Annotated in this window: 18 protein-coding genes; 4 read left to right on the top strand and 14 right to left on the bottom strand. The window is 62.3% G+C overall.

What is annotated here, in order from left to right; translation table 11 throughout:
- Window positions 1-100: 100 nt before the first annotated feature.
- The 9 genes from R4P64_RS16580 to R4P64_RS16540 all read right to left on the bottom strand — a co-directional run bounded on the left by R4P64_RS16580 (window position 101) and on the right by R4P64_RS16540 (window position 9,093).
- The gene (locus R4P64_RS16580) at window positions 101-880 is read right to left on the bottom strand and encodes an IclR family transcriptional regulator (protein ID WP_033232001.1); all 780 of its coding nucleotides are present in this window, start codon (window positions 878-880) and stop codon (window positions 101-103) included.
- A complete protein-coding gene (locus R4P64_RS16575) occupies window positions 877-2,442 on the bottom strand; it encodes a long-chain-fatty-acid--CoA ligase (protein WP_317822076.1) in 1,566 nt (521 codons plus the stop codon). Before R4P64_RS16575 ends, R4P64_RS16580 begins: the two co-directional genes overlap by 4 nt.
- A 14-nt stretch (window positions 2,443-2,456) precedes the next feature.
- Complete coding sequence (locus tag R4P64_RS16570) at window positions 2,457-3,599, bottom strand: alpha/beta hydrolase (protein ID WP_116103320.1); 1,143 nt, start codon at window positions 3,597-3,599, stop codon at window positions 2,457-2,459.
- Window positions 3,600-3,601: 2 nt separating this feature from the next.
- Window positions 3,602-4,174 (bottom strand): NADPH-dependent FMN reductase, encoded by a 573-nt coding sequence (locus R4P64_RS16565; protein WP_172935546.1) that lies wholly within the window; start codon window positions 4,172-4,174, stop codon window positions 3,602-3,604.
- Window positions 4,174-4,950 (bottom strand): ABC transporter ATP-binding protein, encoded by a 777-nt coding sequence (locus tag R4P64_RS16560; RefSeq protein WP_151531432.1) that lies wholly within the window; start codon window positions 4,948-4,950, stop codon window positions 4,174-4,176. Before R4P64_RS16560 ends, R4P64_RS16565 begins: the two co-directional genes overlap by 1 nt.
- Window positions 4,943-5,746, bottom strand: coding sequence for an ABC transporter ATP-binding protein (locus R4P64_RS16555; protein WP_317821798.1), 804 nt, complete (start codon window positions 5,744-5,746; stop codon window positions 4,943-4,945). Before R4P64_RS16555 ends, R4P64_RS16560 begins: the two co-directional genes overlap by 8 nt.
- Window positions 5,743-6,867, bottom strand: coding sequence for a branched-chain amino acid ABC transporter permease (locus R4P64_RS16550; RefSeq protein ID WP_317821796.1), 1,125 nt, complete (start codon window positions 6,865-6,867; stop codon window positions 5,743-5,745). Before R4P64_RS16550 ends, R4P64_RS16555 begins: the two co-directional genes overlap by 4 nt.
- Window positions 6,868-6,870: 3 nt before the next feature.
- A complete protein-coding gene (locus tag R4P64_RS16545; RefSeq protein WP_317821794.1) occupies window positions 6,871-7,752 on the bottom strand; it encodes a branched-chain amino acid ABC transporter permease in 882 nt (293 codons plus the stop codon).
- Window positions 7,753-7,845: 93 nt separating this feature from the next.
- On the bottom strand, window positions 7,846-9,093 hold the full coding sequence (locus tag R4P64_RS16540) for an ABC transporter substrate-binding protein (RefSeq protein ID WP_181933055.1): 1,248 nt from the start codon (window positions 9,091-9,093) through the stop codon (window positions 7,846-7,848).
- 805 nt (window positions 9,094-9,898) lie between these two features.
- On the opposite strand from R4P64_RS16540, the gene R4P64_RS16535 reads away from it, so the two are divergent.
- Genes R4P64_RS16535 through R4P64_RS16520 form a run of 4 tightly spaced genes read left to right on the top strand, consistent with a single transcriptional unit; the run spans window position 9,899 to window position 13,671 of the window.
- Complete coding sequence (locus R4P64_RS16535; protein ID WP_233364936.1) at window positions 9,899-10,939, top strand: ABC transporter ATP-binding protein; 1,041 nt, start codon at window positions 9,899-9,901, stop codon at window positions 10,937-10,939.
- On the top strand, window positions 10,936-11,793 hold the full coding sequence (locus R4P64_RS16530; RefSeq protein WP_317821791.1) for an ABC transporter ATP-binding protein: 858 nt from the start codon (window positions 10,936-10,938) through the stop codon (window positions 11,791-11,793). The genes R4P64_RS16535 and R4P64_RS16530 overlap by 4 nt, the downstream gene beginning before the upstream one ends.
- Complete coding sequence (locus R4P64_RS16525; protein ID WP_116103328.1) at window positions 11,793-12,734, top strand: ABC transporter permease; 942 nt, start codon at window positions 11,793-11,795, stop codon at window positions 12,732-12,734. Before R4P64_RS16530 ends, R4P64_RS16525 begins: the two co-directional genes overlap by 1 nt.
- Window positions 12,735-12,747: 13 nt before the next feature.
- Window positions 12,748-13,671, top strand: a complete 924-nt coding sequence (locus R4P64_RS16520) for an ABC transporter permease (RefSeq protein WP_317821788.1) — start codon at window positions 12,748-12,750, stop codon at window positions 13,669-13,671.
- Window positions 13,672-13,872: 201 nt separating this feature from the next.
- Here the strand turns inward: R4P64_RS16520 and R4P64_RS16515 are convergent, their stop codons facing one another.
- The 5 genes from R4P64_RS16515 to R4P64_RS16495 form a co-directional block, all read right to left on the bottom strand.
- A complete protein-coding gene (locus tag R4P64_RS16515) occupies window positions 13,873-15,453 on the bottom strand; it encodes an ABC transporter substrate-binding protein (RefSeq protein ID WP_317821786.1) in 1,581 nt (526 codons plus the stop codon).
- Window positions 15,454-15,549: 96 nt separating this feature from the next.
- The gene (locus R4P64_RS16510; RefSeq protein ID WP_116103470.1) at window positions 15,550-16,653 is read right to left on the bottom strand and encodes an alpha/beta hydrolase family protein; all 1,104 of its coding nucleotides are present in this window, start codon (window positions 16,651-16,653) and stop codon (window positions 15,550-15,552) included.
- 45 nt (window positions 16,654-16,698) lie between these two features.
- Window positions 16,699-17,613 carry a VOC family protein gene (locus tag R4P64_RS16505; protein ID WP_116103333.1) on the bottom strand — a complete coding sequence of 305 codons (915 nt, stop codon included), beginning with the start codon at window positions 17,611-17,613 and terminating at the stop codon, window positions 16,699-16,701.
- Window positions 17,610-19,151: a class I adenylate-forming enzyme family protein gene (locus tag R4P64_RS16500; protein ID WP_116103334.1), complete on the bottom strand. Its 1,542-nt coding sequence runs from the start codon at window positions 19,149-19,151 to the stop codon at window positions 17,610-17,612. Before R4P64_RS16500 ends, R4P64_RS16505 begins: the two co-directional genes overlap by 4 nt.
- Window positions 19,152-19,169: 18 nt before the next feature.
- Window positions 19,170-20,792 carry a hypothetical protein gene (locus R4P64_RS16495; protein WP_317821784.1) on the bottom strand — a complete coding sequence of 541 codons (1,623 nt, stop codon included), beginning with the start codon at window positions 20,790-20,792 and terminating at the stop codon, window positions 19,170-19,172.
- Between the last annotated feature and the right edge of the window lie 4 nt (window positions 20,793-20,796).

Below are 20,796 nucleotides of genomic sequence, written 5' to 3'. Positions count from 1 at the left end.
GGTCATGATCACAAGAAATAGCCCCGCCGATCGATTGGATCGGCGGGGCTGCACTCCTTGGTCTACCCTGCTGCGCAGGAAGATTCGCTCCGTGCAGAGATCACAGGAAGAACGCTGCAACCTCGTCTACTGCTTGGGCCAGGGCGGCGGCGATCTCTTCACGGGTCACGTCGGACATCCGGCTCTTGGGCGTGGACACGTTCAACGTGTAGCGCGCCCCACCGTACTCGCCGAGCGAGACCGACACCGACGTAACTTCATCCTCGGACTCTTCGTTGCTAGTGGCAAACCCGACCCGGCGGACCTCCGCGAGCTGGCGCAGAAGCGCCGACCGCTTGGTAATCGAGTGTGACGTAAGGCCCTTCAGCTTCTCATCGGGGTACAGCTCGCGTACCGCACGGTCATCGAGCGTAGCGAGCAGCGCCTTACCGGACGATGTGCAGTGCGCCGGCATGGTCATCCCCATGCGGGACCCCACGCGCACCGCTCGTGCACTCTCGACCGAGTCCACAAAGGTCACCGTGTTCCCGTCGAGGCGAGCCAGATGGACCGTCTCACCCAGGCTGGCCGAAAGCCGTTCGAGCACTGGATGTACACGGGCCCTGACGTCTGTTTGGCGCAGGACCGCGAACGCGATCGTCGTCAGGGCGGGGCCCGGTTCGTAAGCCCGTGAACCCTCGACCTGACGGACGAATCCGCGGTACTGAAGCATCGCCAGCAGTCGGTGCGCGGTCGACGAGGCAACCGAAAGGTACTCGCTCACCTCGGTCAGCCGGATACTGCGACGCTCGCCCAGCAGCAGCAGGATTCGCAGGGCGTTGTCGACAGACTCGATCGGGTACTGCGGTCGGTTCGCAGTTGTATCTTCCTTTGCGGTCACGCAGGTAGCGTAACGGCAGGAGCGCGCAGAACATTCTTGGTGACCTTGCCGGACGCGTTTCGCGGCAGCATATCGACCAGCACGAGGCTGGTCGGAAGCTTGTAGCGCGCCAACCTCTCCCCTGCCCAGGCGCGCAGCGACTCGATGGTCAACTCCGCCGCACCCGGTTTCAGTGCGACCACCGCGACCGGGGTCTCGCCCCATGTTTCGTGAGCCTGGCCGATCACTGCAACCTCGGCGATGCCGGGGTGACCGGCCAGCGCATTCTCTACCTCGGCGCAATATATGTTCTCACCGCCGGAGATGATCATGTCCTTCGCACGATCTACGACGTAGATGAAGCCCTCGGCGTCCTTGCGTACCAGGTCACCGGAGTGAAACCAGCCTCCGGCGAAGGCCTGGGCCGTTGCCTCCGGGTTGTTCCAGTACTCGGTCATCAGTCCCGGCCCACGGTAGACGATCTCGCCGACCTCACCGGGTTGCACATCCACCATGTTTTCGTCGACTATGCGTGCCCAGACACCGGGTACCGGGCGTCCGACGGAACCCAACTTACGGCGAGAATCCTTGGCCTCGAGCACACATGTCACTGGGGACATCTCGGTCTGCCCGAACAGCGCAATGCTCGACGCACCGGGAAGCACCTCGCTCATCTTGCGAAGCAGCGAATCGGTGGCAGGCGCTGCGCCCCAGGAACTGACGCGAAGCCGAGACAGATCGCGCGGCGACCGCTCCTGCTCGTCGCAGACCGCCTGCCACTGAGTCGGTACGAGGAATGTCGAAGTGACCTGCTCGCATTCCGCGACGTCGAGGAGTGCCCCCGCGTTGAACGAGACACTCGGAAGGACAACCATGGTGGCGCCCATCAGGATTGCCGGCGCCACCAGGCCGAGTGTCCCGATGTGGAACAGCGGTGCGGCGCACAGGCTTACCTCGTCGTACATCTCGAACCGGAACGCCATCACATTCGTGGCCGACTGCGCCGCCAAGTTGCGATGCGTCAGCACGGCGCCCTTGGGCCGTCCGGTGGTTCCCGACGTGTACATGAGCAGCGCTGGTTCGCACTCGTCGATCGCCGCGACCAGTCCGCCCGAACCGGAATGTGCGAGGAGAACGTCGTACGCCGATGCGCCGTCAGAGCCCTCGCTGCCGACCTGGAAGACCTGAACCGGACCCGCGGCCTGCGCGACCGCAGCGATCCCGGTGGCGCTTGCCTGCTCGTCCACGAAAAGAACGACGGCTCCGCTGTTGTCGAGCGTGAACGCCACCTCGCCGACGCTCAGCCGGAAGTTGATCGGCACGGCGATAGCGCCGATCCGGTTGGCGGCGATCATGATCTCGATGTACTCGGCCTGGTTGCCCATCAGCAAAGCAACGCGGTCCCCGTGCGCCACGCCGCGCTCGGCGAGGGCGGCGGAGACGGAATCCACTCGCTGCTGAAGCTCTGCCCAGGTAATCCGGCGGTCGCCGAAGACGACGGCCGTCTGTTCACCGCGCTCAAATGCATGCCGCGCAACCTGACTGACCCAGTGCTGCTGGCGGGCACGCGTCAGGTCGTCCATGTCCACGCTCGTATTCACCACTGCGCCTTGGGGAAACGGTCCGCAATCCACTCGCACATCACCTCGGCAACGGCGGCGCGGGCCCCGGGCTCCTGGAAATAGTGATCACCGGGCAGGTCCTTGCGCGACTTGTCCTCGCTCGCGAGGGCATTGAACAGCGCGTCCGCGTCGCTCGGGAACACACCCGAGTCCCCGTCAGGGTTGATGACAAGCGAAGGCACCGTGATTTTCTCCATGTGCATTTCCGCACGGCACTGCGATTCTTCGAGACTCCACATGTGTAGCCAATTCCGCAGCGTGCTCCCGGCACCGATGCCGCGGTCCTCGCGGTTGGCCACCGAAGTCGGGCCGCGGTAGCACTCGCCTGCCGGCCGACTGCTGGGCTCGAGCGTCGCGTCCACCATCCGGGGGTCAGCCCACGTACGCGGGACTCCGAAGTGCCGGTCGTTGTAACCCGCGGCGGTAATCCGGGCCAGCTCTTCCTGCGCCCATGCGGTGATCCGGTGGTTGCGGGCAACCTGCGCGGCGCGGTACCGCTCGATGAACTCCGCGGAGTACGGCGGACCGTTCTCGGGGTTGAACAGATCAAGTTCGGGGTCGGTCAGAGTCGGGTCGTTTTCGTCGACGACTGCTGCGTCCAGCCACGCGGTCAGCACGTCGGGCCGACCGCCGTGCGCGGCGAGGGAGATGTAGGCAGCTCCGGGGATGAGGTCGTTGATTCCCACTGCGGGTTCCATGTCGCGGGCGGGACGGATGCACGGCGAGGTCGCTTGCGCCTGGTAGGCCGCCATCAGCGAGCCGCCTCCGGAATTGCCGAGCAGGATAACCTGATCCACACCTGCGTGCTCCTCGAGCCAGCGCACGCCCACCCCGATGTCGACCAAAGCCTGGTCGAGATTGAACAGTTCCTCGTAACCGCGGTAGCGAGTATTCCAACCCAGGAATCCAATACCTCGCGCAGCCATGAACTCGGCGATGTAGTGCTCCGAGAAATCGATCTGGTAATGCGTAGCGATCATTGCGATGCGCGGCTTCTTACCGGCCGGCGTGTAGTAAATGCCCTGACACGGGTAGCCGCCGGCACCCGCGCGCTTAGCGCCTGGTGACTCGCTGCTGACAAATTCCTTGTGGACGGTCGGGCTGGTGGTGCCGGTCATGGTTAGACAACCTCGTATTCGTTGAGACTTGCGTATTTCTTCAGGTGCGTGAACATCAACTCGACCCGCTCGAGAACGATGGGATCCGTCAATCTGCCTTGCTCGTCAAAGTGATTGGGGGCAAAGCTGAGGAGAATCTCCGGCCCGGGCAACACTGGGGACCGCGAGAAGACGAAGGTGTGACGCAATTCGAACTGGCTGCGCGCTGTGCCGAGGCGGCCAGGCGTCGCGCCCATCAGCGCCACCGGCTTACGCTCGAGCACCGAGCGTCCGAGTGGAAGTGAGAGCCAGTCGAGTGCGTTCTTCAGAACACCAGGGATGCCGCCGTTGTATTCGGGTGTCGCGATGAGCAGGGCATCAGCGGCTTCGACCTCGGCGCGCAGCGCATGGACGCTGTTCGCCTCGTTACCGAAATCGTCTTCGTTGAGCATCGGGATCTCGCCCAGCAGCTTCGTGATCCGCACCTCGACGTCGTCCGGCGCCATTGCCGCCGTCGCCTCGAGAAGTTTGCGATTCCACGAGTCTGCGCGGAGACTGCCTGCAATCGCGCAGATTACAAATTTTCCGTCTTTCATCATGCAGCTCCCAGATAGGCCGCGACGACAGCGTCGTCGCGGATAACGTCGGCGGGCTTGCCGAGGGCGATTCGTTGACCGAAGTTGAGAACACAGACGCGGTTCGAGATGCCCATGACCATCTTCATGTCGTGCTCGACGAGCAAAATGGCAACGCCGAGATCTCGGTTCACCTGCACAATGGTTTCCGTCATCTCGGCGGACTCGTCGTGATTCATGCCGGCGACGGGCTCGTCGAGCATGATCAGCCGCGGTTCCATTGCAAGTGCTCGCGCCAACTCGATGCGCTTCTGCGTGCCGTGCGGTAGTGATCCGACAGGGGTGTCTGCCAGGTGCTCGATGTTCATCAGCGCAGCGACCCCGCGAACCTTTTCCACCGCGGCCTTCTCCTCCCGCGCTGCGCGGCCCAGCCACAGCATGTTCTCCAAGGCTCCCGCGCGCATCGCGTTGTGCCGCGAAAGCAAGAGGTTGTCCAGCACCGTCATCGCGGGAAAGACCTCCACGTTCTGGAAGGTCCGGGCGATGCCCTTTTTCGCGATCTTGTGCGCCGGCAAGCCCAGGATTTCGGCTCCCGCGAAGCGCACGGAACCGGACTGTGGTGCGTAGACACCGGAGATGCAGTTGAACAGCGAGGACTTGCCCGCACCGTTCGGGCCGATGACGGAGAACAGTTCGCCCTCGGCGATCGAAAAGCTCACGCCGTCAATGGCTTTTACCCCGGCGAAGCTCAGGGACAGATCGTTGATCTCCAACAGATCGGCACGCGGATCAGACATGCTGGATCACCCCTTCGGTATCGATTCCCGTGGCCTGTGCCGGCCGCTCAGCTGCGCCCACTGCCGAAGCACCCAGGTACAGCTCTGCGATTTCTGCGTCGCCGCGCAGGTCCTCCGCCTTGCCCTCCTTGACGACGCAGCCACCTTCGAGGACATATCCGTACTGCGCAATTGCCATCGCCATTGCCGCGTTCTGTTCCACCAACAGGATGGAGGTCCCTTCCTTGTTGATGTCGACGATCACGTCTCGGACATCAGCAACGATTTTCGGTGCCAGGCCGAGGCTCGGCTCGTCGAGCAGAAGCACCTTCGGCTGGGACATCATCGCCCGACCGATCGCGAGCATCTGCTGCTCTCCGCCCGAGAGGTAACCGGCTTTGCGCTGCATCAGGTCACCCAGACGCGGGAAGTGGTGCAGCACCCGCTCACGCGCTTCGAGTTCCTGGGCCTTGCGATAGCGACGGACGAAAGCGCCGCTCGCGAGATTCTCGGCAACGGTGAGTCCAGGGAACACCTGTCGACCCTCGAGGGCCTGCGCGAGGCCGAGTTTCACGCGCTTCGACGAGCGCTCGTTGGTGACGTCGTTGCCCAGCAGTTCGACCCTGCCCGCGGCAACGGTGCCGCCGTGCACGCCGAGCAGACCCGACACCGCCCGCATCAACGTCGACTTGCCCGCACCGTTCGGCCCGAGGAGGCTGACGATCTGGCCTTGGGGAACCGTCAGGCTCACATCCTCGAGGGCCAGCGAGGCTGCGCCGTAGCGGACACTGAGGCTGTCGATGACCAGCGAGTTCATTTGCTACCTCCGGAGATTCGGGCTCGGATCCAGTCGATGGGCCGCTTGAAGAGCGCGAGCAATCCTTTGGGCTCGAAGATGAGGACCAGCACGATCACAAGGCCGTACAAGAACTGTGAGAGCAGAGGCGCGGTAACGCCGCCGTCGGCGCTCGCGTCCTTCGAGACAAACGGAAGGTACGGCGACAGCACATTCACCATCTCAGGCATCGCCTTGATGAAGAATGCGCCGAGGATCGCGCCTGCGACCGTGCCCATACCACCGATGACAACCATCGCGATGAAGTCGACGGAGACCATCATCGTCCACTGGCTCGGCGTGAAGTAGCCCATGTAGGACACGAGCAGCGCACCGGAGACACCGGCGAACGCCGAAGAGATGACAAAGGCCACGACCTTGGTTCTGGTCACAGGTATGCCGGCAACGCCCGCGGCGATGTCCCGGTCACGGACCGCCATGAAGGCGCGTCCTAGGCGCGAACGCTTGAGGTTCCACGTCAGCGCAGTGACGATGAGCAGCACTGCCAGGGCGAAATACCACCACGCCTGGAACGAGGTCAGGATCTCCTCGCCTCCCGACGACCAGTAGCCGTCCAGCAGGTCTTGCCCGTTGATCTCCACCGCAGGGGCCGTCCGACCATTGACTCCGCCGCTCAGGCTGGTCCAGGTTTCCCAGACATAGGTGCCGATGAAAATCAGGGCCAACGTCGCAACCGCCAGGTAGAGCCCGCGGATTCGGACTGCCGCCGGAGCGACCACCCCACCGGCGAGTCCGGCAACTACAGCGGCTGCGGGCAACCACACCCAGACTGGGAGTCCCTCGTCGACTCCGAGCCAGGCCGAGGTGTAAGCGCCGATCGCCATGAATACCGCGTGGCCCATCGAGATCTGACCGGCAAATCCGGTGATGACCTGCATGCCGAGTGCGCCGACCGCCGCGATCAGCGCAAAGATTCCCACGCCCATCCAGAGATCGGACTGCACCACCCACGGCACAACGAGCATCGCCACGACCCACACGGCAACCCACACCCGCGTGCTTCGCTTCTTGGTCCGCACGACTTCGGCGGGAACACCTGCGGTGTCGTCGTCGATGGGTGCGGGTTCGAGAGTTGTTGTCATCGGTCAGACCCTTTCAATGCTTTTACTGCCGAAGAGTCCGTAGGGCCGGACCACCAGCACGGCAAACATGACGATGTAGGGCAAGACCTCATGGAGTCGGCCGCCCCCGATGTCCGACAGGTAGTAAGAACCCATCACCTGAATCAGTCCGACGATCAGGCCGCCGATAATCGCACCTACCAGCGAGTCCATTCCGCCGATCACGATCGCGGGAATAGCAAGCAGCGCAACGATACCCAATGCCGGAGACACAACCCGAGGGAACGACGCCAAGAAGACACCGGCCACCACGGCAAGGAATGCCGCAAGTCCCCACGAGAGTGCGAACATCCGTCGCACATCGATTCCCTGCGCCAGTGCCGCTTCCTGGTGACTGGCGGTCGCACGAAGCGCCAGACCGTACGGTGTCTTCTGGAAAAAATAGGCCAGCCCCGCGAGAACCACCACGGAGGTGCCGATTGTCGCAATGCCACTCCACGGCAGCACTACCGAGCCGACAGTCACCGTGCCTGAGCCGACGGGACCGGCCGAGCCATGTGTGCCGACGCCCCAGATCATCAAGATCGCCTGGTGAAGCATGATCGAGATACCCAGCGTCGCGAGAACGACGGTGGTAACAGATTTTCCGACCATGCGGCGCAAGAAGACCGCCTCGATCAGGACCGCGAGAACCACCATGATGACGACCGCGAAGAGGAACGCCAGCCCCCAGGGCATGAAGGCCATCAAGGCCAGCACCGTGTAGGCGCCGAGCGCCACGATCTCTCCGTGGGCAAAGTTGAATGTGTGTGAGCCCTTGTACATGATCACGAACCCGAGGGCGATCAGTCCGTAGACCATTCCTAGGGCTATCCCCTGGAAGCCGAGCTGCAAGAAGAGCGCCATAGCCCCTTCTACTCCTTTAGTCGAACAGTATTTGTCCTGTTGCGCCGCCAAGGCGCCCGCCGCCGTCCTGTGACGGGCGCCGAAGTGCGTCGATCAGAAACCGTTTGCCTCGCCCCAGGCGCGAGCCTGATCGGTCTCGGCCCAGTCAGTGGTGGGGATCAGCAGACCCTCGGCATTTACGGTGTTCATCCGGCTCTGGTAGCTGACGATCGAGTCGCCGGTACCGAGGTTGACTGTCGGCAGGATGCCGCCGAAGTCGATGTCGAGATCCTGCATCGCGGCCAGAACACCTTCACGGGTGAGATCCTTGTTCTCGCAGGCCTTTTCCAGCACCGCCGCGGTGGCAGTGCCGCTCAACCAACCGGCAACCTGGAAGTTGCTCGGCTTCTCGTTCGGCGCGTACTGCGCCAGAGCGGCATTCATGTCCTTGATGCCCTGAACGTCATCGTTCAGCGCTCCGTAGCTCGCCGAAACGTAGAAGTTGTCGGTCAAGCCGGCCAGCGGCTTTGCCAGCGCGGCGTTCCAGGCGCCCGAGTAACCGATCCACTGCGGCGAATAACCGAGCTGGGCGGACTGTCCCACCAGCCCCGCGGTCTGGGCCATGGTGTTGGCCAGGATCACGACCGTGGCGCCGGAGTTCTTCAACTCGGTGGCCTGAGCGGTGAAGTCGTTGTCAGCGGGGCTGTACGTCGGGCTGGCGACGACCTCGACGCCGGGGATCTGTTCCGCGGCAAACTTGACGGAGTCTGCGTATCCCGTGCCGTACTCGTCCGCCGGTGCGACGACGGCGACCTTGAGCGGGTTGGTAGCGCTTGCACCCGCCTTCTGCGCGGCCCAGACCAGGCCGTTGATCAGCTCGACCTCGAAGGGCGGGGTGTAGATCGCGACATCCTCGAGCTTGAGCGCTGCTGTGTTGAGCGATGCCGAGAAGGTCGGCAGGTCATCTTTCGCGATGCTGTCCTTGACCGCCATCAGCGAGGACGTACCGATCAGCTGCGGGATCATCACAACCTTGTTCGCGATGGCGCGATACTGCTGGGTGGTGACCTGAGGGTCGTATTTGGTGTCCATCTTGTGCAGGACGAGTTGACGCCCGCAGATCCCGCCCGCGGCGTTGACCTGGTCCAGCTTGATTTCCAAGCCGATCGAACCCGAGGTTGCCGGCTGGGCAAGTGGACCGGAGTAGTCGGTGAGGATCGCAAGATTGATCTCGCTGTCGCTGACGCCCTTTCCGGTCTTGACCCCATCCGCACTTGCGGAGTCTCCACTGGCCGACCCGCCGCAAGCAGTCAACGTGAGCATCGTGGCGATTGCGAGGGCTGGAGCAGCTTTCCTCAACATCTTCAGTACGTCCCTTCGGGTTGTGACCTGACCCACACCGAAACTGTGGTCCTGAGCATTGAACAGGTACACAGGCCATCAAGTCAAGACCAATCTATCGATCGCTAAGCAAAAAACGCAATGCCTTAAGCTGGACTAATAGATAGAAGTTTCTCTGTGCAGAGACCAATTCTGCCGAACACACAGGTGTCGATCGTTAAATCGCCGAGACTGGATCAGTACTGAGCCCGAGTCCCGCCTGGCCAAATTGTACACAATCAATCGTAAATATTCGAGATACAGCGGGAAATATCGCTCTTCTGCATACAAAGTTTCAACTCTGCCGCACCTCGAGCAGAAGTCTCGATCTAGCCGGCCACTGCATCGACGCCCTCCCCCTGTCGGTTGGTCGGTGGACCGTCGACTTCTCCCGGATTCTGAAACATTCCACCTCACAACCGGCCATCCGCTCGCGTACGGCCCTACTGCCCCACCCCTTCCTCCGAAACCGGTTGTCACCAAACATGTTCGGCACTTTCGCTGCCCCATGAGAAATGCGAGCGACGACTGGCGTGCCGACCTTCCGGCATCCAACCCGCCCCGCAACCTTGAATTCGTTTGCACCGTAACGCCATAGGGAAAAACGTCTTTCGCATTCCGTTCCGCAGCTATTGACGTTCCAGACGACACCTGACTACTTTGATGTGCGGATGCGAAATAGCTCACACTGCTACGCATTTCGATTCCCAAGTCCACAGCAAGCCCACGTAGGCACTGGCCCGTGGTGACCGATGGACACACAGACCCAAACTTCGGGAGTTGTTGCATGAGAATCAATGTCGATGAATTGATGTCGGCGCGCACCGAGACGGAACCGGTGCTGCACATGAATGGACTGTCGGTGGACTTCATCACCGACAATGGATGGATCCGCGTTGTCGATGGAATTGACCTGTCGATACCCACCGGGTCGATTGTCGGTGTCGTCGGGGAATCCGGGTCCGGCAAGACCGTGACTTCTCTTGCGGCGATGGGCTTATTGCCTTCGTCGACGTCGAGGGTATCGGGGTCGATCCGGGTTGCCGGACGGGAACTCGTCGGATTGACCGATCGCGAACTGGCGGACGTCCGCGGTACGGAAGTGTCGATGATTTTCCAGGAACCACGACGCAGCCTGGATCCCGCCTTTTCGGTCGGATCCCAGATCGCCGAGGTCGTGCGGAGGCACGACCGGGTGGGACGGACAGCTGCCTGGGCACGGGCGGTAGAGATGCTCGATGCGGTGGGAATCGACAACGCGGCGACGCGCGCCCACGCCTACCCGCACGAGTTCTCCGGCGGCATGTGCCAGCGGGTGATGCTCGCGATCGCCATGGTGTGCAAGCCGAAGCTCCTGATCGCCGACGAACCGACAACCGCGTTGGACGTGACGGTGCAAGCGCAGATGCTCGACTTGATGCGAGAAGTACAGCAGCAGTTCGACGTTTCCATTCTATTCATCACCCACGACCTCGGCGTCGTCGCGCAGATGTGTGACTCCGTCAACGTCATGTACGCAGGCCAGGTAATCGAGTCCGCACCGGTCCGGGACCTGTTCCTTTCTCCACAACATCCCTACACACAGGGTTTGCTCGACGCGATTCCCGACCACCGCGACAGGTCGGCCCCGCTCAAAGCGATTCCGGGAGCAGTACCGGCGCCATGGGACTGGCCGCAGTCGTGCCGGTTTGCGCCGAGGTGCCCCCACTCGGGGCCCGAATGTGAGGCCGAAACGATTCCGCTCGAGGAGATCGCGTCGACCGAATCCGTGCGTGCAGTGCGGTGCGTGCGCGCGAATGACCTGGTGTTGGAAGGAATCACAGAATGAACCCTCTACTCGAAGTGTCGGATTTGGTCAAAACTTATCCGTCGAAGCGAAACCTCCTCGGACGCGTACGTGAACGCACGACTGTCACCGATAATGTCTCTTTCACCGTCGAGCGCGGCGAGACTCTGGGGATCGTCGGCGAATCCGGCGCCGGCAAATCCACCGTCGGTCGACTTGCACTGCGATTGATCGAGCCGGACTCAGGTTCCGTGAAGTTCGACGGCCAGGACGTACTCGGACTGTCGAAGACCGAGTTGCGAACCTTCCGTCAACGGGCGCAGATGATCTTCCAAGATCCCTTCTCGTCCCTCGATCCGCACATGACGATCCGCGCCGCGGTGGGAGAGCCGCTCACGATCCACCGTGGCTTGAAGGGAGCGGACCGTGACGCCGCCGTCATTGCGCTGTTGATGCGGGTCGGACTTCGGGCCGATCAACTCGACAAGTACCCTCGCGAGTTCTCCGGCGGACAGCTACAGCGCATCGCCATTGCGCGCGCGCTGTCCACCGAACCGGACTTCATCGTCTGCGACGAACCTGTGGCCGCACTGGACGTGTCGATCCAGGCTCAGGTCCTCAACCTGCTCATCGACCTGCAACGCGAGCGCGGGTTGGCCTATGTGTTTGTCTCGCATGACCTGTCGCTGGTCAGGTTCTTGGCGCACCGGGTCGCGGTGATGCTCAAGGGCGTCATCGTCGAGACCGGCCCCACCGAGCAGGTGTTCACCGATCCCCAGCACCCGTACACCAAGACGTTGTTGCACGCGATCCCAGATCCACGGGCACAGTTCCTCGATCTACGAACCGACGCCGTTGCAGGCCCACCGATTTCCAGCGCTGCAAGGGAGCTGTGATGCTGAACCTGATCGTCAAGCGAATCGCGTCGGCTGTCCCGATGCTGTTGCTCGTCAGCTTCTTCGTCTACGCACTGGTCGACCTAGTGCCCGGTGATGCCGCGGCCGTGCTGGCCGGTGACAACGCCACCCCCGAGCAGATCGAGCAGACTCGGCAGGCACTCGGGCTGGATCAACCGTTGATCGTTCGGTATCTCGACTGGCTCGGCGGGGCGCTGACCGGCGACCTGGGTACATCCCTGTACAGCACTCAGAGCGTCGTGCACATACTCGGGGAACGACTGCCCGTCACGCTCTCGCTGACACTCGTCACGATGCTGATCGTTGTAGCGCTCGGACTTCCGGCGGGAATTTTTGCTGCGGTGCACCCGAACTCGTGGTTGGACCGGACTCTGACAGTGCTCTCGAGTGTGGCAATGGCGGTGCCGCCGTTCATCGTCGCGCTGGCACTGGTAATCCCCCTGGCAATCATGCGCCCGATCTTTCCTGCCACCGGATACGCGCCGTTGGCCGACGGAGCAGACGTGTGGCTGCAGCATCTAATCCTCCCTGCGATCGCGATTGCGGCCATCTCGGCCGCAGAACTTGCCCGGCAGACACGCGCCTCACTCATCGATGTATTGGGCAAGGACTACATTCGCACCACTCGCGCAAAAGGGTTGCTGCGGAGCACGATCATCGGCAAACACGCCCTCAAGAACGCTGGTGTTCCGATTGTCACGGTTCTGGGACTGCAGGTCTCACGGGTACTGGCCGGAGCGGTGACAGTGGAGTTCGTCTTCGCCCTTCCTGGGCTGGGAACGCTTGCGGTGAGCTCCGTTTTCTCTCGCGATGTCCCGGTAATCCTTGGGATCGTCATGCTCTGCGCGGTGCTCATCGTGCTGATCAACGTGCTCGTCGATGCCACCTACGGCTACCTCAATCCCCGCGTCCGCGTCTGAAAGGCCGATCATCATGCACGACAAGACCGTTACCGGTGTGACACGTCCACCGAATCCCTTTGTCCACTTCTGGACCACCAGCCGCCCGCTTCGCTTGCTCCGAGGCAATCGACTCGCGATGGTCGCGTTGGGGTTCCTCGTCTTCGTCATCTTGCTGGCCGCGTTCGGTGGCATGCTCGCACCATACGATCCGAATGTGCAAGACCTGTCGAACAGCTTCGCCCCTGCGAGCGGATCGCACTGGCTCGGTACCGACATCTACGGCCGCGACATGCTCAGTCGGCTATTGGATGCAGCGTCGGTGACGTTAACCGCAATCGTTCAGGCTGTCGGTGTCGCCGCAGTATTGGGAATCCCGTTCGGATTGCTCGCCGGCCTGGTCGGAGGCGCAGTCGGCACGGTGCTGTCACGGATCTCCGACGCGTTGCAGTCACTTCCACCCCTGATCCTGGCCATCGCGATTGTCGGCATCCTGGGCCCGGGCCTGACAAATGCGATGCTCGCCATCGGTATTGTGCTGGCGCCCTCACTGTTTCGTCTCGCACGCGGCGCCGCCGAGTCTGTGGCTACCGAAACCTACATCGAAGCCTGCCGCGCGTTGGGTTGCTCGCAGTGGCGGCTACTGTGGCGACACGTACTTCCCAACGCCGCGTCCCCAATTCTGGTGCAGCTCACCTTCTCTGCCGGCGTTGCCATTGTCGCCGAAGCGTCGCTGAGCTTCCTCGGCCTCGGCGTTCAGTCGCCTCAGACATCCTGGGGCAGCATGCTTCGTGATGCCTTCGACAACGTTTACACCGCACCAACCGCATTGATCGCTCCTGCGATCATGATCGTCGCGACCGTTCTTGCATTCTCGACGTTCGGCGACGGCCTTCGTGACGCCTTGGAAGGTACCGGAACCACTCGAAAGACCAGGTTGCTCAGTCGCAACAAGTAAGTTGCGAAGCTAGCGCTTCCGGGGTCCACTCGGCAACAAGTTCGCACGTGAGCTTGTTGTCGAGTGGACCCCACTGTCGTTTCGATCGACAGGACTTCCGCGGACGAAAATGCCACAGCGAACAGAACTGTCACGAGGTTCTGTTCGCTGTGGCTGGTGAACGGCGGTCGATTACCTAGCGCATCTAGCGGCGCGCGCGGTCTACTTCGCGATACCGACGTGACGCAGATCAGGGACGCCCTGGATATGGGACATTGCCATATCGGTGGCACCGATAACCTTGTCGGAGTACGCGAACTGCGTCGGTGTTGCACAGATGAAGACGTTCATCGCCTGCTCGGTTGCGATCGAGGTTACGTCCTCGAGGGCCCCAGCCTGCTGATCCGCCGTTAGGGCCGGGTCGAAAGCGCGGTCCAGGGTCTCGTCGAAACCGGCCGGACGGGGGCCGGGGAACAGCGCCGGCGAACGGTACCAGTATTGGAACGACTGCAGCGAACTCGGCCGAGGCACGCGGCCGTTGAGTACCGCGTCGTAGGCGTCGCCTTGACTGAATCGAGTGTTCATCTCTGCCTGATCGACCTCTTGATAGTTCACTTTGATCCCGATGTTCTCGAGCTGCGAGCGAACTGCAGTCGCGATTTCGACCACGGGTGAAACTCGTGCAGGAGACATCATGTCGATTTCGAGGTTGGTGACGCCTGCCGTTGCCAGAATCTGCCTGGCACGCTCGGGATCGAAGTCGTACCGAATCGGCGGGTCTTCGAGGAAGCCGACCTGTCCTGGTGTGGCGGCCTGCGGGTTGGGCGCGCACTGACCGTGCAGGATCGACTTGTTGATCCCGTCCCGATCGATCGCGAAGTTCATCGCCTGGCGAATCTCCGGCCGAGCCATGCTGGCGGAGTTCGTGTTCACATTGACGACGTAGGCCGTTGACGGCGGGTACGAGTAGAAACCGAATCCACGGCCCAGATTCGATGCCTGAGTGTAGTCACCGGGCATTGCGTACGCGAGGTCGATCTGGCCGGAGCGCAACGCGTTCATGCGTGCGTTGCCGTCCGCAAATCCCGTGATGGTAATCCGTTCCGGGAGTTGCGCGGACGGGTCCCAGTACCCGTCCCGTCGCACATACGACACCGAGTCGCCGACGCGCAGACTGTCGAGTACGTACGGGCCGGATCCGACGGGCTGGACATCGAGATCGGGGTTGCCGACAGCCTTCGGGCTGATGAGCATTCCTTCGACGCCCGACAAGACGTACGGAAGATCCGATGCCGGACGATTCGTTCGTATTGTGACCGTCGACGCGTCCGGAGTTTCGATGTCCGAGACCATCGAGAAATAGCTGGCGACAGTCGATCCCGGTAAGTTTCTCGCGCGTTCGAGCGACGCCTTCACCGCCGCAGAATCGAGGAGCGTGCCGTCGGAGAAGGTGACGTCGTCGCGGAGCTTGAAAGTCAGGGAGCGTCCGTCCGGCCCGAATTCCCATCCTGTGGCAACCATCGGGGCGAGCTCCGACCCATTCTCCCCGTTCACGATTTGGGTGAGACGATCGTAGAGCGGCGTCAGGTAAGGAAATGCCGCGACAGTCGAGGGCACCGTGTATGGATCGACCGGACGGGGAGGAAGGAAGTATCCCACCCGCAGGTGACCGGATGGGTTCGCGGCAGAAGCATCGAGGGTGGCAAGGTCGCCGTTGGACGCGACACTCTGACCGCCGCATCCGGTCACTGCCACTGCCACTACCACAGCGGCACCGCACATTTTGACGCCTGGAAATCTCATAGATTGGTTCCTCTCACACAAGTGATGTCGACGCCGGCACCCAGGAACCGGGTGCCGGCAGGGAATTGCTCTACAGATGCCTACGAGCACTCAGGGCTAGCGCTGAAAGCGCTTTTCGATCCATTCGGCAATCACGTCAGCGACCTCCGAGCGAGTGTCGGTTGGCTTGTCGAAGTAGTGATCACCGGGCATTTCGACGGCAGACTTGTCCATCGACGCGAGGCCTTCTAAGAGCGCCGCTGCGTCACTCGGAAACACTCCGGTATCGGCTGCGCCGTTGATGACAAAACTCGGCACCGAGATGTTTGCCAAGTGGGGGCCGGCGTTGCACTGCGAGGTTTCCTGGCTCCACATCGAGAGCCACGTCCGTAGGGTGCACGACGTCACCAAGCCCCACGTCGAGCCGTTCGACTGCTTGGGCTCACCGTGGTAGCACCAGTCCGGCCGGCGATCATTGGCGTCGATGGTCGGATCGACAAAACGTGGATCTGCCCACGTCCGCGGAACCGTGAAAACGCGATCGCGTTGGCCGGCAGCCGCAACGCGACGCAGTTCTGCCTTGGCCCAGGCGGTGATCCGCGCATTGCGGTCGCGCTGCGCGGCCCGATAGCGGGTGAGGAATTCGGCAGTGAAGGGTCGCTCCAGGTCCGGATTCCACAGGTCCAGTTCAGGATCGACGAGCGTGGGGTCGTTCTCGTCGATGACGGAAGGGTCGAGCTGACTGGTCAGCACGTCGGGGCGACCCTGGTGCGCCGCCAGTGCGATGAATGCGTCACCCGCGACGAGGTCGTCGAGCCCGGGTGCCGGCCTCATGCCGGGCAGGGCAACAACATTCGGCGTCGTTGCATGTGACTGGTACGCCGCCATGAGCGAGCATCCTCCGGAGTTTCCCAGGATGATCACCGATTCGACGCCCATCTCCTCCCTCAGCCACCGGACGCCGACTCCGATATCGACGAGCGCCCGATCGAGAAGGAAGTGGAGCGGATCGTTGCGGAACCTGGTATTCCAGCCTAGGAATCCGTATCCGCGTGCCGCCAGATGCTCAGCGAGGTAATGCTGGGAGAAGTCCACGTTGTAGTGGGTTGCAATCACGGCAACCTTCGGCCGCGAACCCCGGGGCCGGTGGTAGACGCCTTGGCAGGGCCATCCACCCGCCCCGGCCCGGGACGCCCCCGGCGCGGCCAGACCGACGAACATGGTCTCGATCTCGGATAGCTGCGTCACGAGTTTCTCATGCCTCCTTCAGGAATACGGCTCTGCCGGACGGGAGAGCCTGGTCAGGAATTGAACGAATGTGCCCGGCGATTCGGCCGGGTGTACCCAGAGTTGACGGCACTTGCCCCAAGGAGACTGCACAGGGGAATCAGTCGGCGGACCGAGGGTTTCAACCCCATCGGCGGCAAACCGCTCCGCCAGCAGATCGACGTCGTCGACTTCGAACGTGGTCATGTAGTGGCCGGGCCGACCCGAATCGAGGGCGCGCTGAAGCGCTGCCCCTCGAGGCCGCGCTGTATCGGTCGGGACGACGATCTCGACGTTGGTGTCGCCAGGCAGCTCGAACACCGTCGCCCGAAGTCCCCAGTCCGGAACGTCGTACGACGGGTTCGCGCTCGCGCCGAGCGCGGTCAGCGTCACGAGCGTCGAGTCGACATCCGATGCAACCAGCACCTGAGTGAACGGTCGGGTACCGGGCGTCGTCTTTTCGAATTTCCGTGGTCCGTGGTGAAGTTGGAGGAGTTGCGTGAATGCACCACCCATCGCCGCTGGTTTCAACCACAACATCTCGGCGCGTTCGCCCACTGATTCGGGGGCGAGCTGCGGCGGGCCCACGATATCGATCCTGGATGCTCGGGCGCGGTCGTAAGCGGCTCCGATGTCGTCCACGTCGAAGCAGGACAGATACGTACGTGCACCAAAGCGCTCGACGAACGTTGCTATCGCGGCACCGTTGCGTTTGCTGGTGTCCACGCCGCTGATCAACTCGAGGTAACTGCCGTCGGCAAACCCGAATGTCGCCACCTCGGCACCCCATTCGATGCGATGCGAGCGGTCGGACAGCACAAAACCCAGGCGTGAATACTGTTTCACCGCCGAAGTGAGGTCGGGAACAGCGATCGCCACCCCGACATACCGCCCAATGATCGAGGTGGCCGTCATGCTTTTGTCTCTGCGCTGAGGCCGAGTAGCTGTAGGGCCCGCTGACGGACCTCGTTCTTGTGAACCTTGTTGGACATTCCGCGAGGGAGCGGATCATCCTGGAACAGGACGTATCTGGGAGCTTTGTAACGAGCCAGGCGCTGACGGCAGTACTCGATCAGCTCGTCGGCCGTCGGACCCCCTTCGGCGCGTCGCGCAATCAGCGCCGGCACCTCTCCCCACTTCTCGTCCGGCGCCGCGATCACCACCAATTCCAGAATTCCGGGATAGCCGGCGAGCACGCGTTCGATCTCTGCCGGGTAGATGTTGACTCCACCCGAGATCAGCATGTCCTTGGCACGGTCGACGACGTAGAAGTACCCGTCGTCGTCCTGCCTCACGAGGTCGCCGGTGTGCAGCCAGCCGTCGACAAACGCATCTTTCGTGGCCGCAGGATCGTCCCAGTACCGCTCCATGACCTGAGGCCCACGCAACAGCAACTCGCCGACCTCACCCACCGGCACGTCCTCACCGAACCCGTCCACCACCCTCGTGGTCGTCTGCGGTGTCGGGATACCGGTTGAACCCAACTTCGCTTCTGCCATTGCGCCAGGCAGAGCCAGACTCAATCCGCCGCATTCGGTCAGACCGTAGCCTTGGCACACGTGCAGCCCTCGACGCCCGAACGCCTTCAGCATCGACACCGAGATGGCCTGCCCGCCGGTACCGAGCGTCCGCAGGCTGGACAGATCAGCCGTCTCGAAAGTTGTTTCCTGCGTGATCGATTCCAGTATCGATCCCACTGCGATGAACGTAGTGATAGCCCGCTCCGCGAAGACCTCGAGTGTCCGGGCCGGATCGAATTCGGCGTCGAGCACCGTCTGACCACCCACCGAGTACAGAGGCATCCACATCCCGATCAATCCACCGGTGAACGCGAGCGCGTAGGGGAAGTACGTGCTGTCCGTCCAGTTCCAGGCATCGATCGCGATCCGCTCGGAGCACGCCGCCAGCACATTACGGTGACTGAGCACTGCGCCCTTGGGTGCACCGGTCGTTCCTGATGTGTAGCAGATGAACGCGGGGTGCTCGCCCGCAAAGTGTGCCTGCGGGTCCTCGGGCGCCGATTCCGCGACAAGATCCTCGTACAAGACCTCGTCGGTTCGGGCCGAGGTTGTCACGATTCGCCGAAGCTGATTGACCGATTGTTCGTTACACCCGAGGAGCGCGTCCAGCATCGAGCGGTCTGCCACGATCACCGTCGTACCGCTGCGTTCGATTATCTCGGCTAGCTCCGCAGGAGCGAGTCGGTAGTTGAGCGGCACGAATGTCGCGCCAATTTTGAAGCACGCCAATACCGTTTCGCAGAACTCGATGCAGTTGGGTACCAGCGTCGCCACCCGATCGCCGAACCCCACCCCGAGGCCGCGCAGTCCTTGCGCGAGCCTCGAGGTGCGATCATCCAGTCCTGCCCACGTGAGTTCGCGATCGCCCATTGCAATCGCCATGCGATCCGGGTCTCGTTGCGCCCAGTATCGCAGTGGTCCAGCCAGATTCATGTGTTCTCCTGAAGGAATTCAGTGACGGACGAGGCGGCGGATGCTCCCGTCACCGTCGCATCCGATGATGATCGACCCGTCCTTGTCGATGGTCACCGACGAACGGCGACCGTCATCGGCCTGCAGGCGGGGTAGTCCGAGTGGAAGATCCACTGCAACCGCTTCGCGTCGCTCACCGTCGCGGCTCACACAGACGATCTGGCGCTCACCCTGATCTACGACCACCACATAGTCTTTGGTGAGCGCCACGCCCTGCGGCCGCTTGAATCCGTTCAGCGCCAGCGGTTCTCCGTCACCGAGAACGAGCACCGATCCTGCGGTCTCGTCACTGACGACAATTACACTGTTGTCTCCGGAAATCGCGGTGATCGTCGCGAGCCCCGACGGCCGTCGAGATACGACGGTGCCATCCAGTTCCAGGACCACGACGTCGCCGTGTCGCATCCCGACCAATAGCTGACCGTCACTGACACCGACTGCGTTGACCCCGTCGGAATCCTGGCCGAAGTACTCGGAGTTAGCGCCGTCGAGCGAACCGTAGATCTTGACCCACTCCCCCGAGTCGTCGATTCTGCGGAACACTTCGCCCGCCTGGGTCAGCGCCACCAGAGTGCCCCCGACCTCGGCGATACCGACGGCAACAAACGGCTGGTCGAGAAGCAACCGGCTGATTCGCGCGAGGTTACCCTCGCTATCGACACGGCACACACTCCCGTGGTCGGCGACGACAAAACCTTCAGTGGAACTAGCGATCTGATACGGGCCCAGGAATGAACCTGCCGAAAGAACCTTGTCGAGCTCGCCGGTCTCCATCGAATACCGCGCCACACTGGCCTCCACGAAATTGGAGACGTAGATGTATCCACGCGCATCGATGTCGAAGTTGTCCACGCCCGGAGCGAGACTGACCAATCGCTGTCGTTCTCCGGTGCTCAGATCCACCGCAGTGACCTCACCGATACTGGCCTGGGTGACAACAAGCCGCCCGTCAGGTGCAAATTTGACCGCAGTCGGATGAGCGAGGCCTTCGACCACGGTCTCGACCGCGCCGGACTCCGGATCGACGGCCAACACCGTTCCCGCAAACACCTGCGGCATATACAGTCGCCGGTCCGGACCCATCTCCAAGGCATTGAGCCAATCCAGATCTTCGGCAATCACGCGAACCTTGTTCCGCTCGTGCTTGTCGATTTCCAGTACCCGGCCACCCTCGCGCATCTCGTCGACATACAATTTGTCGGTCACGGGATCGACGGTGATCCCATTCACCGCCGGGCATTCGTCGACCAACACGAAATACGTGCCGTCGGCGCGCAGACCTGTTATTCGCCCGTTCATCGTTTCAGCTGCGTACACCGTCCCTTCGGAGTCGAAGGCTATGTCGTCAGGCCCTCGGAGTTCGGAACCCATCGGCGAGGCGTTGGTCAGGACGTCATTGTCCGCATCCCACGCTGAAAGATGTTCTCCTACAAGCTCCGAGATCCACAACCTGCCGTCCGCATGGAGGCGCACGCCATTCGCGCCGAATAGTCGGGAAGGGTCCCGGACGGTCTCCATCGACCACCCCGGTGCCGCGCTCGGCGAGGTGTTCAGGTAGATGTCGAATCGAGAGACCGCGGCGTTGCTCGAAGATTCACTCATCCGA

Origin of the sequence: Rhodococcus sp. IEGM 1366 (genome assembly GCF_033142425.1) — a bacterium.
Classification (GTDB): Bacteria; Actinomycetota; Actinomycetes; order Mycobacteriales; family Mycobacteriaceae; genus Rhodococcus_F; species Rhodococcus_F globerula.
This window is presented reverse-complemented; position numbering and strand designations above follow the sequence as displayed.

Bases quoted from the DNA above. Each gene is read 5' to 3' on its own strand.
- R4P64_RS16575 (WP_317822076.1), bottom strand. From the start codon at position 2,442: ATGGACGACCTGACGCGTGCCCGCCAGCAGCACTGGGTCAGTCAGGTT.
- R4P64_RS16570 (WP_116103320.1), bottom strand. From the start codon at position 3,599: ATGACCGGCACCACCAGCCCGACCGTCCACAAGGAATTTGTCAGCAGC.
- R4P64_RS16565 (WP_172935546.1), bottom strand. From the start codon at position 4,174: ATGAAAGACGGAAAATTTGTAATCTGCGCGATTGCAGGCAGTCTCCGC.
- R4P64_RS16560 (WP_151531432.1), bottom strand. From the start codon at position 4,950: ATGTCTGATCCGCGTGCCGATCTGTTGGAGATCAACGATCTGTCCCTG.
- R4P64_RS16555 (WP_317821798.1), bottom strand. From the start codon at position 5,746: ATGAACTCGCTGGTCATCGACAGCCTCAGTGTCCGCTACGGCGCAGCC.
- R4P64_RS16550 (WP_317821796.1), bottom strand. From the start codon at position 6,867: ATGACAACAACTCTCGAACCCGCACCCATCGACGACGACACCGCAGGT.
- R4P64_RS16545 (WP_317821794.1), bottom strand. From the start codon at position 7,752: ATGGCGCTCTTCTTGCAGCTCGGCTTCCAGGGGATAGCCCTAGGAATG.
- R4P64_RS16540 (WP_181933055.1), bottom strand. From the start codon at position 9,093: ATGTTGAGGAAAGCTGCTCCAGCCCTCGCAATCGCCACGATGCTCACG.
- R4P64_RS16535 (WP_233364936.1), top strand. From the start codon at position 9,899: ATGAGAATCAATGTCGATGAATTGATGTCGGCGCGCACCGAGACGGAA.
- R4P64_RS16530 (WP_317821791.1), top strand. From the start codon at position 10,936: ATGAACCCTCTACTCGAAGTGTCGGATTTGGTCAAAACTTATCCGTCG.
- R4P64_RS16525 (WP_116103328.1), top strand. From the start codon at position 11,793: ATGCTGAACCTGATCGTCAAGCGAATCGCGTCGGCTGTCCCGATGCTG.
- R4P64_RS16520 (WP_317821788.1), top strand. From the start codon at position 12,748: ATGCACGACAAGACCGTTACCGGTGTGACACGTCCACCGAATCCCTTT.
- R4P64_RS16515 (WP_317821786.1), bottom strand. From the start codon at position 15,453: ATGAGATTTCCAGGCGTCAAAATGTGCGGTGCCGCTGTGGTAGTGGCA.
- R4P64_RS16510 (WP_116103470.1), bottom strand. From the start codon at position 16,653: ATGTTCGTCGGTCTGGCCGCGCCGGGGGCGTCCCGGGCCGGGGCGGGT.
- R4P64_RS16505 (WP_116103333.1), bottom strand. From the start codon at position 17,613: ATGACGGCCACCTCGATCATTGGGCGGTATGTCGGGGTGGCGATCGCT.
- R4P64_RS16500 (WP_116103334.1), bottom strand. From the start codon at position 19,151: ATGAATCTGGCTGGACCACTGCGATACTGGGCGCAACGAGACCCGGAT.
- R4P64_RS16495 (WP_317821784.1), bottom strand. From the start codon at position 20,792: ATGAGTGAATCTTCGAGCAACGCCGCGGTCTCTCGATTCGACATCTAC.